General features: G+C 34.2%; 15 protein-coding genes. 1 reads left to right on the top strand and 14 read right to left on the bottom strand.

Going from position 1 to position 14,072, the window contains the following annotated elements; genetic code table 11:
• Positions 1-7: 7 nt before the first annotated feature.
• From X926_RS02185 to pfkA, 5 genes are all read right to left on the bottom strand, one after another.
• Positions 8-682 (bottom strand): TrkA family potassium uptake protein, encoded by a 675-nt coding sequence (locus X926_RS02185; RefSeq protein ID WP_103064812.1) that lies wholly within the window; start codon positions 680-682, stop codon positions 8-10.
• On the bottom strand, positions 675-1,109 hold the full coding sequence (locus X926_RS02180) for an NAD(P)-binding protein (protein WP_103064811.1): 435 nt from the start codon (positions 1,107-1,109) through the stop codon (positions 675-677). Before X926_RS02180 ends, X926_RS02185 begins: the two co-directional genes overlap by 8 nt.
• A 60-nt stretch (positions 1,110-1,169) precedes the next feature.
• Positions 1,170-2,579, bottom strand: a complete 1,410-nt coding sequence (gene hslU / locus X926_RS02175) for an ATP-dependent protease ATPase subunit HslU (protein ID WP_103064810.1) — start codon at positions 2,577-2,579, stop codon at positions 1,170-1,172.
• A gap of 44 nt (positions 2,580-2,623) precedes the next feature.
• On the bottom strand, positions 2,624-4,060 hold the full coding sequence (gene pyk / locus X926_RS02170) for a pyruvate kinase (protein ID WP_103064809.1): 1,437 nt from the start codon (positions 4,058-4,060) through the stop codon (positions 2,624-2,626).
• A 108-nt stretch (positions 4,061-4,168) separates the two neighbouring features.
• Positions 4,169-5,161, bottom strand: coding sequence for a 6-phosphofructokinase (pfkA, locus tag X926_RS02165; protein WP_369973670.1), 993 nt, complete (start codon positions 5,159-5,161; stop codon positions 4,169-4,171).
• A 229-nt stretch (positions 5,162-5,390) separates the two neighbouring features.
• Between pfkA and X926_RS02160 the strand changes: the two genes are divergently transcribed.
• Positions 5,391-5,864 (top strand): Fur family transcriptional regulator, encoded by a 474-nt coding sequence (locus X926_RS02160; protein WP_158245175.1) that lies wholly within the window; start codon positions 5,391-5,393, stop codon positions 5,862-5,864.
• 77 nt (positions 5,865-5,941) lie between these two features.
• Here the strand turns inward: X926_RS02160 and gcvPB are convergent, their stop codons facing one another.
• The 9 genes from gcvPB to X926_RS02115 all read right to left on the bottom strand — a co-directional run bounded on the left by gcvPB (position 5,942) and on the right by X926_RS02115 (position 14,072).
• Complete coding sequence (gcvPB, locus tag X926_RS02155) at positions 5,942-7,378, bottom strand: aminomethyl-transferring glycine dehydrogenase subunit GcvPB (protein WP_103064806.1); 1,437 nt, start codon at positions 7,376-7,378, stop codon at positions 5,942-5,944.
• Positions 7,375-8,721, bottom strand: a complete 1,347-nt coding sequence (gene gcvPA / locus X926_RS02150) for an aminomethyl-transferring glycine dehydrogenase subunit GcvPA (protein WP_103064805.1) — start codon at positions 8,719-8,721, stop codon at positions 7,375-7,377. The genes gcvPB and gcvPA overlap by 4 nt, the downstream gene beginning before the upstream one ends.
• Positions 8,722-8,786: 65 nt before the next feature.
• A complete protein-coding gene (gcvT, locus tag X926_RS02145; RefSeq protein WP_103064804.1) occupies positions 8,787-10,112 on the bottom strand; it encodes a glycine cleavage system aminomethyltransferase GcvT in 1,326 nt (441 codons plus the stop codon).
• Between the two features lie 138 nt (positions 10,113-10,250).
• Positions 10,251-10,922 (bottom strand): metallophosphoesterase family protein, encoded by a 672-nt coding sequence (locus tag X926_RS02140; protein ID WP_103064803.1) that lies wholly within the window; start codon positions 10,920-10,922, stop codon positions 10,251-10,253.
• A gap of 71 nt (positions 10,923-10,993) precedes the next feature.
• Positions 10,994-11,266: an HU family DNA-binding protein gene (locus X926_RS02135; protein WP_012209694.1), complete on the bottom strand. Its 273-nt coding sequence runs from the start codon at positions 11,264-11,266 to the stop codon at positions 10,994-10,996.
• A 115-nt stretch (positions 11,267-11,381) separates the two neighbouring features.
• Positions 11,382-12,005: an RdgB/HAM1 family non-canonical purine NTP pyrophosphatase gene (gene rdgB / locus X926_RS02130; protein ID WP_012209693.1), complete on the bottom strand. Its 624-nt coding sequence runs from the start codon at positions 12,003-12,005 to the stop codon at positions 11,382-11,384.
• Positions 11,998-12,657: a ribulose-phosphate 3-epimerase gene (rpe, locus tag X926_RS02125; protein WP_103064801.1), complete on the bottom strand. Its 660-nt coding sequence runs from the start codon at positions 12,655-12,657 to the stop codon at positions 11,998-12,000. The genes rdgB and rpe overlap by 8 nt, the downstream gene beginning before the upstream one ends.
• 12 nt (positions 12,658-12,669) lie before the next feature.
• Positions 12,670-13,572 (bottom strand): ribosome small subunit-dependent GTPase A, encoded by a 903-nt coding sequence (gene rsgA / locus X926_RS02120; protein WP_012209691.1) that lies wholly within the window; start codon positions 13,570-13,572, stop codon positions 12,670-12,672.
• Positions 13,569-14,072 (bottom strand): PASTA domain-containing protein, encoded by a 504-nt coding sequence (locus X926_RS02115; protein WP_012209690.1) that lies wholly within the window; start codon positions 14,070-14,072, stop codon positions 13,569-13,571. The genes rsgA and X926_RS02115 overlap by 4 nt, the downstream gene beginning before the upstream one ends.

Below are 14,072 nucleotides of genomic sequence, written 5' to 3'. Positions count from 1 at the left end.
ATCACCTCTATTTTAACGTTTCTATAACATCATTGGCTTGTTCTTTTAGAGCCAAAACGATCAACCTATCCCCTTTATAAATAATTGTTTCACCTTGAGGAACCATTATATCCCCGTCTTCTCTTATCAATACTCCGATTATTGAATTCTGAGGTATTTTTAATTCCTTCAGTTTTTTATTCACAGCTTTATCATCTTCAAGCATGGTAAGTTCCAAAATAGATAACTTTTCCACATAGGGGTTGAAAAAATCAGTAATATCTTCATGAATCAAAGAAGATTCTATTATTTTTTGCATCCAAGAAATTGGAACAAGTGTTTCGACATTAATACCTTTGAAAATAGTTTCGTTTTCTGTAGCATTAACTAAAGATATTATCTTTATATCTTCATAATATTCTCTCAGCAACCAAGACACGACAAAATTCAAAGCGTCATCTTCAGAGATTATTATTAAGGCTTCGACTTTTTTGTTTAAATCCAAATTTTCTATCCATTTGATATCGGTAGGATCTTGCTTGACGAGCTCAAGAGCCGGAAAATTTACCTTTAATCCATCTAAAATCTCCAAATTTTCCTTATTTTGACTCACATAGTAAACTTGATTACCCAATAAAAGTAATTTTTTAGCTAAAGAATAGGCTAGTATCTTTCCCTCTATGATATAAAAAATTCTACTCATACTTAACTACTTCCTTTTCCAATTCCTCAACTAAATCCATTACTGAATCCTCGATGGGACAAAACAAATTCAATCCCGCCTTAATAAAAATTGATTTTTTTAAAGGATCGTTCACTCTTGCGGCTATTCTTACCCCCGAATTTAATTTTTTAATTCCATAAGCCAACATAAAATTTAAATTGTCATCGGGAGTGACAATATAAACCATGTGAGCTTTTTCAATATTCACATCCTTTAATGCAGCCATATCACTTGTGTCAATCACTCTTGTGAAACCAGTAAAATTTCTTTTCGACAATCTTTCAAAAGAGGATTCTTCTTTATCAAGAACCACAACATTATAAGATTTACTCAACTGTAAAGCTAGTTCAGACCCTAATCTTCCACAACCTATTATGATTATTAGTTTGGAACCATTTAATCGCATATATCCTCACTTCCAAAAAATATTATTGAAATATACAATTTATTAGCTCACTACCGTCCATCAAAGGATATATTCTCTAAGATCTTCATCACCATATACTTTACCAAGTCTTAGATCTACATAATTGCTATCAATTTTCAATTCCCATTCTCCTGATGCGGGTGCTTCAAAAGAAACCTCTTCAAGAACTTTTTCGACTACAGTGTAAAGTCTTCTTGCTCCAATATTTTCGACTTTTTCATTGAGCTCAAAGGCTATATTTGCCATTCTTTCAACGCCATCTTCAGTGAATTCAATTCTCACCCCATCTGTTTCGAGTAAGTACTGATACTGTTTTAGTATTGCATTTTTGGGCTGGGTGAGTATTCTAATAAAGTCTTCCTTAGTCAAATCTGATAATTCTGCTCTAATTGGGAATCTACCTTGAAGCTCAGGAATTAGATCCGAAGGTTTAGCTTCACTGAATGCACCAGCAGCAATAAACAATATATAATCAGTACTAATGGAACCATACTTTGTCATGACAGTTGTACCTTCAACTATCGGCAACAAATCTCTTTGAACACCTTCTCTGGATACATCAGGTCCTGATGAAACACCTTTGGATGTAATTTTATCGATCTCATCAATGAAAATTATGCCTCTATTTTCGGCTCTACTTAAACCTTCTTGAATTAATTTATCTTGATCGATCAACTTTTCCGATTCGATAGGTTCCAAAACCTTCCTCGCTTCAGAAATCTTCATTCGCCTTCTTTTTTTCTTCTTAGGCATAAGATTTTGAAACATTTCTCCAAATTGTATACCCATGTCTTCTAATTCTGGTCCTAATCCAGCAAACATTGGAGAAGATTGTTCCTCGACTTCTACTTCTATTTCTACATCCTCTAATTCGCCCTTTCTTAATTTTTCCAATAATTCCTCTCTTCTTCTTCTTATATTTTCGTCTTCATTTTCATCGTAGTCCTTATTTTGGGAATATTCAGCGTTTTGATTGAAAAGTTGCATCACATCCATAAATGAGGGCTGAGCTTTTGCTCTTTTCTTTGAAGGCACGAGTACTTCTACTATTCTTTCTTCTACGAGCCTTTGAGCTTTATCTTTAACTTCTTCCATCATTTCTTTTTTAACCATATTGACTGAAGAATCAACCAATTCTCTGACCATACTTTCTACATTCTTTCCAACATATCCAACTTCGGTAAACCTTGTAGCTTCAACCTTCACAAATGGTGCATTGGCAACCTCTGCTAATCTTCTAGCAATCTCAGTCTTTCCAACACCGGTAGAACCTATCATCAGAATATTTTTCGGTATAACATCTTTTCTAACATCTTCTGATAGAGATAACCGTCTAATTCTATTTCTCAAAGCGATAGCAACTTGTTTCTTTGCTTCCTTTTGACCGATTATATAGTTATCCAATTTTTCTACAACTTTTTTTGGAGTTAATTCATCTATTTTATTCATAAAAATCACCTCAAAAATAAATTTTTACTAATGTATCAATTATATCATATCTCATGAACCTTTAAGAGATTGGTTTTACTGGAGAAACCATAGGGAATCCCAGCCGTCACTATGATATTTTCTCCTGATACACCAAAATCTAAAGATTTCACGATATTGCTAACGCTCTCCAACATATTATCTGTGTCGGTAAATTTTTGCATGATAACGGGGGTGACTCCCCATACCAATGCCAATCGATGATAAGTAGTTATCCTTGGAGATGCAGCAACTATTTTAATATTTCTTCTGAACCTAGACAAAGCTCTTGCCGTATAACCACTATAAGTGGTCGCAACTATAACATCAATTCCTAATTGCTCGGCAATTTTTATTGCAGACATCGTTATCGAATTGGTAGCGGGATCTCCACCACCGTATGTTGAATAATCAAATTTGTAGTAGTACTCTTCTAGTATTTTTTCGGTTTCTTTAGCTACATTAGCCATAACTTTGACAGCTTGTTCAGGGTATTTCCCAATCGACGTTTCTTCAGACAACATAACTGCATCCGTCCCATCTAATATAGCATTAGCTATATCAGTAGCTTCTGCTCTTGTAGGAAAAGGATTGTTAACCATACTTTCAAGCATTTGGGTAGCTGTTATAGCAGGCTTTGCCATTGTATTTGCAATCTCTATTATTCTCTTTTGAAGTAAAGGAATTTGTTCAACTGGTGCTTCAACACCCAAATCTCCTCTTGCGACCATCACCCCATCAGCTTCTTCAATGATCGATTCAAGGTTGTCTAGAGCTTGTAATGTTTCGATTTTAGCGATAATGGGGAGATCGGGCATACCCAATTCCGTTAGAATTCTCCTTGTTCTAGTGATATCTTCAGCTTTTCTAACAAAAGATTGTGCTATATAATCTACGTTCCATTCTACAGCCTTGTTTAAATACTCCATATCTTTTTCTGTTAAAGGTGGCAAACTGATATCTATTCCAGGAACGTTTATCCCTCTTCTGTGAGTGATACTGCCACCGGTTACAACCTTCGTAACAATTTCTTTTTCGTTGCTGCTAACGACTACAAGTCGAATTTTTCCATCATCAAGAAGAATAAAATCTCCTTTTTTAACTTCTTTAGGTAATTCTCTATAATTTATACTCACCCTTTCTTTGTTGCCAACGATCTCCTCGATAGTCAAAATAAATTTCTGTCCCTCTTCCAACATTACTTGATCCGTCTCAAATTTGCCCGTACGAATCTTAGGACCTTCTAAATCGAGTAAAATGGCAAAAGGTATGTTCAAATCTTTTCGTATCTTCTTTATTAAATTTACTCTTTTCTCATGATCAGCAATGGTATCGTGAGAAGTATTCAATCTTGCTACATTCATTCCTGCATTTATCAATTTTTTTATCATCGTTTCATCTTGTGTAGCTGGACCAATTGTGCAAACGATTCTCGTCTTTTTATTTTCTATTTTTTCGTTCATAACCATCCTCCTAAAGATGCGTAACTTTTGGGTGTTTCTTCCCAAATTACATCTTTTTTTTAGATTCCATGCCTTGGGAATTTTCAAGGGGTTTACCCCTTGAACGCCCTAGGATAAAATCCCTGCCAGCTTTACAATCTCCATATCCAATTTATTATTTTCAGAAAGCACTTTTTCAAGAGGTGTTCTTATTAAATCGTTTTTACTCAAGCCCACCATCACGTTAAAATTTCCGTCTTTAATAGACTTTACTACTTCGTTCCCCATTCTTGAAGCTAAAATTCTATCGAAAGCAGTAGGTGAACCACCTCTTTGAATATGGCCTAAAATTGTTATACGCGTTTCAAAACCAATTCTATTTTCTAAATGTCTGGCGACTGTATAGGCGCTGGCAGATCCCTCCGCAACAACGACTATTGAATTAATCTTACCCCTTTTTCTTTCATCCCACATTTTTTCTGCTAAAGCATCGTAATCGGTGGGAACTTCTGGTATTATTATAGCTTCCGCACCTATAGCAAGACCTGACATCAACGCTATGTATCCAGATGTCCTTCCCATAACTTCGACGATAAAAGCCCTTTCGTGGGAAGAAGCGGTATCTTTTAACTTTTGCATGGCATCAACTACTGTGTTAAGACAGGTATCAACACCTATGCTCATATCGGTATATGCAATATCGTTGTCTATAGAAGCCGGTACGCCTACTACGGATATCCCTTGTTCTTCTGCTAGCAACTTTCCCCCAGTAAGACTCCCGTTACCCCCAATTATAACTAACACATCTATACCTAAATCCTTCAATATATCAGCAGCTTTTTTTCTAACTTCAGGAACTTTGAATTCTGGTACTCGAGAGGTTCTTAAAATGGTTCCCCCTCTTTCCATTATTCCACCAACATCTGAATATGTTAGTTTTTTATATTCTTTATCTAAAATACCAGCAAATCCTCTCAAAAACCCATACACTTCGATATTTTCCACAACTGCACTTCTTGTAACAGCCCTAATAACAGCGTTCATTCCAGGTGCATCTCCACCACTGGTCATTAAACCGATTTTTTTAACCTCACTCACTGTATCCCTCCTAAAAATCTTCATTATTTTATACTTCATTTAGAAATCCCAAAATTCATTTAGCGCCCCGTCGCCCCAATCCTTGCCCATTAAGATATAAGGTCGCAATTCTTTGCTCTCTGCTCTTTAAGCTACCTTTTTATTATATCACTTGTTTTTTGACACTATTGTTAATTTCACTATAATTCAAATAATTCTTTAAAATCTTGTGTTATAATTAACCAGTAAAATAATTTAAACTAAGGTGGTAGAGTTGGAAATTAAATACGATAAAAATAGTATAATCAAAATATTAAAAGATAAAAAGATTAAGGTTACTCCAAATAGATTCAAAGTAGCCTTTGAGCTTTTTAACTCTAATGAACATCCGTCGATTGATCAATTGCATCAAAAGTTAGTAAAAAGTAATGAAACTCAGATTTCTTTCACTTCAGTGTATAACATTGTAAAATTATTTGAAAATGCAGGACTAGTAAAAGAAATTTTAATTGAAAATAAAATCCATTACGATTCTAACATCACCCCTCATGCGCATTTTATTTGCAAAAATTGTGGAAAAGTGCAAGATATAGAGTTAGATAAATTAAATTTCATAGATGAAAAGAAATTAATTAGTTTTAAAACTTTTACTGAAGAAGAATTAAAAGATAACAAAATTGACTCTGTTGAAATCACTTTCTATGGAATCTGTGGAGAATGTTTAAAACAAGAAAACAGTGAGGCGTAAGTCGATATTTTTGCCTCACTTTTTTTTTGACTTAATATAACAAATACCTTCAACTTTCATCCCCAGCTTATCAACGCCTACTCAAATTTCACCTTTAAATCCTTATTGGCTTTTATTTCGTCCAATCTTTTAATAGTTAAAGTCAAAGGAGCTTCTTTTAATTTATCTGGTTCTTTCCTGGCTTCTTCTAAGATTTTCTCATATATAGAAGCAACTTCATCCAAGGTTTCTTTGCTTTCGGTTTCGGTTGGTTCGATCATCATTGCTTCATCCACTATCAAAGGAAAATAAACTGTTGGAGGATGCATGCCATAATCTAAGAGCCTTTTTGCAAAATCCAGTGTGCTTACACCATAATCTTTCAACGAACTCCCTTTTATTACAAACTCATGCTTACAGACATCTGGATAAGCAACGTCTAAAAATTTTGATAACTTCTCTTTCAAATAATTCGCATTTAAAGTTGCAAGTTCACTTACCTTCTTCAAACCTTCTTTGCCCATTGATAATATGTAAGTGTATGCTTTGATTAGTACTAAAAAATTACCGTAAAAGCTCCGTACTTTACCAATGCTTTTAGGGATATCATAATCAAAATAATATTCCCCACTTTCTTTCATACCCACAATAGGTTTAGGCAAATACTCTTTTAAAAAAGACTTTACCGCTATAGGACCACTCCCAGGTCCCCCCATTCCATGAGGGGTGGAAAATGTTTTGTGTAGATTTAGATGAACAACATCGAAACCATTATCTCCAGGTCTTACTTTTCCCATTATTGCGTTTAAATTCGCCCCATCGTAGTACAACAAGGCGTTGTTTTTATGCATCAAATCAGATATCTTCAGAATATCTTTTTCAAACAATCCCAAAGTATTTGGGTTTGTGAGCATAATAGCGGCAGTATTTTCATTCACTAAAGATTTCAAATGATCTAAATCGACTCTTCCCTCATTATTCGAATTAACTTTAACGACATCAAACCCTGCCATTACCGCAGATGCAGGATTCGTACCATGAGCGGAATCTGGTATGATAACTTCATTTTTATGAGCTAAATTATTTTCTTGTAGATATTTCTTGATAACAAGCATTCCTGTAAGCTCCCCATGGGCACCAGCAGCAGGCTGCAGGGTAACATAATCCATCCCTGTTATTTCTTTAAGAAATTCTTGTAATTCATACATCAATTCCAACGCACCTTGTACTGTACTTTCCTCTTGATAGGGATGAATAAATTTGAATCCATTCAAAGATGCAGCCTCTTCATTCAGAAAAGGATTGTATTTCATTGTACAAGAACCCAAAGGATAAAAACCTCTATCAACCGAATGGTTTAGACTGGCTAATTGATTGTAATGTCTAACAACATCAACTTCGTAAAGTTCTGGTAGATTCGGAGCTTCATTTCTAACTAAATGTTCTGGTATATCTATCTGAGATTCTTTGACATCCAATTTAGGAAGCGAATATGATGTTCTCCCGCTAACTGATTTTTCAAATATCAATTTCATGATAATCCCTCCAAGAAAGAACATAAAAAGTCGATATCTCTTTTTTTAGTCAGTTCTGTTGCACAAAACAGTACCTTATTCCCCATTTCTTCATAAAAATTCTTCAGTATCAAAGGTCCAAAATAATGTTGCTCCAACAGTTTTTCGTTGAGAAGATCAGGATCAATTTTGCTTTCTAATACAAACTCGTTAAAAAATGGTCCGTCAAATACAGGTTTAAACTTTTCAGTCTCTACCAATTTTTTTGCTAGATAATGGGCTTTATGATAATTCTGAAGAGAAACTTCTCTTATCCCTTGCTTTCCCATCACATTCATATACAAAGAAGCCAAAAGAGCATTGAATGCATGATTTGAACATATATTAGAAGTAGCCTTCTCTCTTCTTATATGTTGTTCCCTTGTCTGCAAAATCATGCAAAATCCTCTTTTACCATCTTGATCCACGGTTTCACCGATAATTCTGCCAGGCATCTTTCGGATGTACTTTTTTTTGGAAGCGAAGATTCCCAAACCTGGTCCCCCAAATGAAGGTGTATTTCCTAAAGATTGACCTTCTCCTACTACTATATCCACCCCAAATTTTCCAGGAGCTTCTAACAACCCTAAAGAAATTGGATAGGTAACTACAATGAAAATAACATCGCTAGGAACCTTTTCTCTTATCGCTTTCAAATCTTCTATTACACCAAAAAAGTTTGGATATGAAACTACAACACAAGATGTTTCTTGGGTGATTTTAGAAGTTAAATCGTCTAGATCTAATTGTCCCGTTTCAGATAAATAGCCTATTTGCTCTATATTCATCCCTTGCACTTTAACATAAGTTTTTGATACTTCTTGATATTCGGGATGAACCAATTTAGACATCAAAACATGATTTTTACCATTAATTCTTTCTGCCATTAAAATAGCCTCAGCTAAAGCTGAAGCACCATCGTACATAGATGAATTAGAAACTTCCATCCCCGTAAGATTGCATATCTGAGTTTGATACTCATATAGTATCTGGAGGGTACCTTGAGAAACTTCAGCCTGGTAAGGCGTATATGCAGTTAAAAAATTCCTATTTGAAGCTAAAGGATATATCACAGAAGGAATATAATGATTGTAAATTCCCGCACCTCTAAAAATCCCGTATTCTTCCATATTTTTATTCATTTGCGATAAATCGGTTAGCCTTTCTTTAACTTCTAATTCACTCAAACCCGATGGGATATTCAACTCACCTTTGAACAGTGCTGGAATATCCCGATAAAGTTCATCTATATCTTTTATTCCCAAAAAAGAAAACATTTCTTCTATGTCTTTTTGGGTATGGGGTAAATATGGAAAATCATTCATTATAACATCTCACCTCTTTTTATTATTCTTATATAAGTTGATATAGCGCCCCTTTGCCTCGTTTGTTACTTTGTGCTTTTTACACTTCCTTTATAAAACGGAGTTTTCACAACCTCAGCTTCTAGTAACTTTTCCCTTGCTTTTATACTCACAATGGTTTCTAATTTTGAAAATTCTTTACTTACATAGCCTAAGGCTAAATTTTTCCCCAAAGTAGGAGACTTTACACCACTTGTCACAAACCCTATATTTTCATTATCTTTGAAAATTTCATACCCATGTCTCACGGGCATCTTGTCGTGTACTTCCATACCAACTAATTTTCTTTTGATTCCTTCTTCTTTTTGTTTCAGCAAAGCTTCCTTACCAATAAATTCTTTATTAAAATCAACAGTCCAACTTAGACCTGCCTCCAAAGGAGTAGTATTTTCATCCATATCGTTGCCATAAAGGAGCATTTTAGGCTCGAATCTCAAAGTATCCCTGCTTCCTAAACCACATGGTTTCCCATCAACCTCTTTAGCAAGTTGTATAAGTCTATCCCAAACTTTAACAGCGATCGCTGGAGACAGGTACAACTCAAAACCATCTTCACCTGTGTATCCGGTCCTTGATAATATTACTTCTTCTCCTTCCAATCCTAGAATTTTGAAGGAATAATATTCTATACTATCCAGATCAATATCTTTAAGATATTTTTGCAGTTGATCCTGGGATTTAGGACCTTGGAAAGCTATTTGGCAATATTCATCACTCTTGTTAATAACCTCAACATTAAAAGAAGAAGATTGCTTTCTTACCCAATCAATATCTTTTTGAGTATTAGATGCGTTGACTACCAACAAGATCTTTTCTTCGTCTAATTTATAAGCGAGAAGATCATCTAAAATACCACCATCCTCGTTACACATAGGAGAGTACACAATTTTACCAATGGGTATCTTTTCCACATTATTTGTAATAAGGTGATTTACAAATTTCTGAGCATCTTTCCCTTGCACAAATAATTCACCCATATGAGATACATCAAAAACTCCAACACAATTTCTTACTGCGTTATGCTCATCAATAATAGAAGAATACCATAACGGAAGCTCCCAACCCGCAAATTCTCCCAACTTCGCTCCAAGTTCTATATGTCTTTCATAAAGCGGAGTCTTTTTAAGTTCAGACAAAGTAATTCCTCCCTTCTCCAATTCTTCAATTATAACTATCGCGCTTTCAAAATCTTTATCCTCAACATATAAATCGTAAATTGCTCCTTCACCGAAATATTCTCCACCTATTCCAATGGGAGATTTTAAAAATACTTGTATACCGTTTTCTTCCAAAATTTGTTTCAAAATCTGACTCTGTGAATAATTGCAGTAATCTTTTAGTTTTTTCAGCATTGTCTCACACCTCTCAGAGAGAAGATACTATTCAACCTTAATTATATCACTCTTTGAAAAAGTTAGAAAGTCGAAGTATTTTTAATTAGAAGAGTTTAAAGGCAATTAAAGACGATTAAAGAAGTTTAAATCGATTTTTCAAACAGCTTGTAAAACTACGTGTCTGTTATCCTCAGTGATTCCAAAGGCCGTCAATTTCCCACCGTACACACATCCCGTATCTATATCTACACTTATTATTTTCTTATTATTATCACGTTTCACAAAGATCTTATCTTCACCTGTTAAGTACAATGTTGGAGTATGTCCATGAATAACGGTATAATTATAATACCTTTCTGACATACTTAAAAATTCATCTCTTATCCACAACAAATCCCATTTATCTTGTTTTGAAAGTGACTTTTTTGGATTAACTCCCGCATGTACAAACAAATATTTCTCGTTTTCTACTTCCAACTCATAATACAGGGGTAGATCTTTTAAAAAGTTTATGTACTGTTCCCCAATATTGTTATTGAAACTTTTAATTGTCGACAATGCACCGTTGTAAAACCAGACACCTTCTCCATACTCATGAGTTTTTTGACAATGGTCGACCATCATATCGTCATGGTTCCCCTTTAAAAAAATACGATTCCTCTGTTTGCTTAAAGTAATCAAAAGATCCAGCACCTTTTTTGAATCAGGTCCTCTGTCCACATAATCACCAAGAAAAATCATTGTGTCAGAATCTTTGATCTGTATCCGTTTTAAAAGCGAAATTAAAATATCGTACATACCGTGGATATCTGAAATCGCCCAGATCACTTGAAACCCTCCCATGTGATCAAGTCTTTATCATAAAAAAATGGGCAGGAATCCTGCCCATTTTTTGGAATTTACTTCACCATATCTTTTAATTCTTTACCAGGAACGAATTTTGGAACCATCTTTTCTGGAATCTTAATAGCTTTTCCAGTTTGTGGGTTGACACCTTTTCTAGCTGCTCTTTTCTGAACTTTGAAAGTTCCAAAACCAACTAACTTAACCTCTTCACCCTTACTTAAAGCCTCAGACACTACATCAACAAAAGCATCAACGAAACTTTCTGCATCTTTCTTTGTTACGTTAGCCTTCTTTGCAAAAGCATCAACTAAATCTTTCTTATTCACAAACATTCCCCCTTTCAACAGATAAAGATTCTTAAATCCTGATTCTACGGAACTTCAACGAAATTATACCATAAAACCAAAAAAATATCCACTTTTGAATCAATATTATGAAAAATTACTCTTTATTTTCTAATATTTTAGCACTTTTTAAAAAAAGAAGCAACTTTTTTATAGCCTTTGCCCTATGACTTATGCTATTTTTTACGTCTTTGGTCAGTTCTCCAAATGTATAATCGTATCCATCGGGAATAAAAATAGGATCGTAACCGAAACCATTCTTTCCTCTTATCTCAAATGCTATTTTACCATAAACTTCTTCTTGACAAGTAACTAAAATATTTTTTTGAGGGTCAAAATACGTCGCCGCACAGGCAAAATAAGCGGTTCTATCTTTTTCATTTTCCAGCATTGATAATAATTCCTTCATCTTTTGCTCATAGGAATGATTTTCCATGAACCTTGCAGAGTTCACGCCAGGAAATCCTCCGAGAGAGATTATAGACAAACCAGAATCATCTGAAAAAACTGGTTTTTTTATTAATTTTGAATAAGCCCAAGCTTTAATAACAGAATTTTCTACATAAGTTTCGCCATACTCTTCTACTTCAAAATTATCCTCTTTTATCTCATCAAATATATATTTAACATTGATACTTCCATTTATATCAATATTTTGCAAGATTTCATTGATTTCTCTTACCTTGTTTCTGTTTGATGTAGCCAAATAGACGTCACTCAAAATCTTCTGCCACCTTTTTTAGTTCGATTATCTCTTGTGAAGGATTTTCTGAATAAAACACACTGGCACCAATGATAAAAGTGTTAACGCCACTTTGGTGAAGTAATCCGATGTTCTGTTTATTCACTCCTCCATCAACCATTATTTCAACATTCAGTCCTTTCTCATCAGAGAGTCTTCTTAATTTTCTCACTTTTTCATAAGTAGTTTCTATAAAATGTTGTCCAGTAAATCCTGGATTAACCGACATAATCAATACCTTGTCCACATATGGTAGAATTTCTTCTAAAAGTGACACTGGAGTATGCGGATTTAAAGTAACACCTGCTTCACACCCCAACTCTTTGATTTTTAATACAGTTCTGTGTAGATGTGTGACCGCTTCATAATGCACTGTTATGCTATTCACATACTTAGAAAAGTTTTCTAAATATTTATCTGGTTCAACGATCATCAAATGAGCATCCAAATATATATCTTCAAATTTTTTTCTAATCGATTCTACGATTGGAAAACCAAAAGTAATGTTTGGCACAAACACTCCATCCATAATATCAAGATGTATTCCATCAGCATCTTCAGAAATTTTTTCTATCTCTTGTGCTAAATTCAAAAAATCAGCAGCTAAAATGGAAGGATATATTTTTATCAAACTGAAACACCTCTATTGTAATTTTAGTGAACTATCTTCTATTTCTTCGTATATTTGACAATAATTGGTATACCTACTCAATGAAATCTGTCCGTTCTCTACAGCCTCTTTAATTGCACATCCAGGTTCAACCGTATGGGAACAATTAGAAAACTGGCAAAAACCGTCAAATTCCAAAAATTCTCTGAAATAACGCCTTACTTCATCTTTTTTTATTCCCCTTAGCTCTAAACTCGAAAAACCTGGTGTGTCGACTATATATCCTCCAAAATCAAAATAAAGCAGTTCAGCATAAGTTGTTGTGTGTTTACCTCTACCTAATTTTTTGGAGATTTCTCCTTCTCTAAGTTTCAATTTTGGATCTAAAACATTCAATAAACTGGACTTTCCAACTCCAGAAGGACCTGCAAAGGTTGATACTTTGTTTTTTAAATATGATTTTAATATATCTAAATTATTTTTCGTTATTTTGGATGTAGGAATCACAGGATAAATTTTACCATATATTTCTATAAATCTTTCCATTTCTCTTTTTTCTTCGTCACTACCAAGCAAATCCGTTTTGTTTAACACTATGACTACATCAAGCTTCTCTTTTTCAGCGAGAACTATAATTTTATCGACTACTATCAAATCTACTCGAGGCTCTTTAATTGATGTAACTAAAACTAGTTGATCCAAGTTAGCTACTCTAGGTCTGTATAATTCATTTTTTCTCTCTAAAATGTTTTCGATTCTTCCATAAGCATTTTGTTGGTCCTTAGAATACTCTACATAATCGCCAACAATGGGCCTAATCTTCTGTAATTTAAATCTACCAGGGAGAAAGCAGTTAATTTTTTGATTACTTTCCAAATCTTGAACGGTTACCATATCCGAATGAAATCTAACAACTATACCCTTTCTCCAACTCATTGATTACTCCCTTCATATTTACCGACATAGAGAATCACCCTTTCTCCACTATAATTATTTCCTGGTGTTGGAGACATGTTCAATACCACATCATTTTCTTCAGGTTTATAAGTTAATTGATTTCTAATTTCAAAGGCTATGTTGTACTCATTTAAAAACTGTTGCGCTACTCCGGAAGGTATTCCTATCAGATCAGGAATCTTCAGAGTATTCATCTCTCTAAGTTGGACTATTACGTGATGTCCTTCTTTTACCTTTGTACCAGGTTCAGGATCGGTATACAAAACTTTTTCTCCATTACCTACTACGTTTGGAATTAGATTTAATTCCTCTAAAGAAGAGATTGCTACCTTTTTATCTTCTCCGATCAAATATGGAATCTCAACCATATTGGAACTATTGGCAAAAACTGTCATAAAAAAAAAGGCAAATATTCCAGAGGCAACTATCCCTAAAATAAAAAATATCAAATTTTTTATTAATTTTCTTACTTTAATCAT

The organism is Petrotoga sp. HWHPT.55.6.3, from assembly GCF_002895495.1.
In the GTDB taxonomy this organism is placed as follows: domain Bacteria; phylum Thermotogota; class Thermotogae; order Petrotogales; family Petrotogaceae; genus Petrotoga; species Petrotoga mobilis.
Note: the sequence above shows the minus strand (reverse complement) of the source record. Positions and strands in the feature narration are given on the sequence as shown.

What these genes read in the sequence shown, in the direction of transcription:
- X926_RS02185 (WP_103064812.1), bottom strand. Translation starts at nt 682, where the DNA reads ATGAGTAGAATTTTTTATATCATAGAGGGAAAGATACTAGCCTATTCT.
- X926_RS02180 (WP_103064811.1), bottom strand. Translation starts at nt 1,109, where the DNA reads ATGCGATTAAATGGTTCCAAACTAATAATCATAATAGGTTGTGGAAGA.
- hslU (WP_103064810.1), bottom strand. Translation starts at nt 2,579, where the DNA reads ATGAATAAAATAGATGAATTAACTCCAAAAAAAGTTGTAGAAAAATTG.
- pyk (WP_103064809.1), bottom strand. Translation starts at nt 4,060, where the DNA reads ATGAACGAAAAAATAGAAAATAAAAAGACGAGAATCGTTTGCACAATT.
- pfkA (WP_369973670.1), bottom strand. Translation starts at nt 5,161, where the DNA reads ATGAAGATTTTTAGGAGGGATACAGTGAGTGAGGTTAAAAAAATCGGT.
- gcvPB (WP_103064806.1), bottom strand. Translation starts at nt 7,378, where the DNA reads ATGAAATTGATATTTGAAAAATCAGTTAGCGGGAGAACATCATATTCG.
- gcvPA (WP_103064805.1), bottom strand. Translation starts at nt 8,721, where the DNA reads ATGAATGATTTTCCATATTTACCCCATACCCAAAAAGACATAGAAGAA.
- gcvT (WP_103064804.1), bottom strand. Translation starts at nt 10,112, where the DNA reads ATGCTGAAAAAACTAAAAGATTACTGCAATTATTCACAGAGTCAGATT.
- rsgA (WP_012209691.1), bottom strand. Translation starts at nt 13,572, where the DNA reads ATGAGTTGGAGAAAGGGTATAGTTGTTAGATTTCATTCGGATATGGTA.
- X926_RS02115 (WP_012209690.1), bottom strand. Translation starts at nt 14,072, where the DNA reads ATGATTAAAGTAAGAAAATTAATAAAAAATTTGATATTTTTTATTTTA.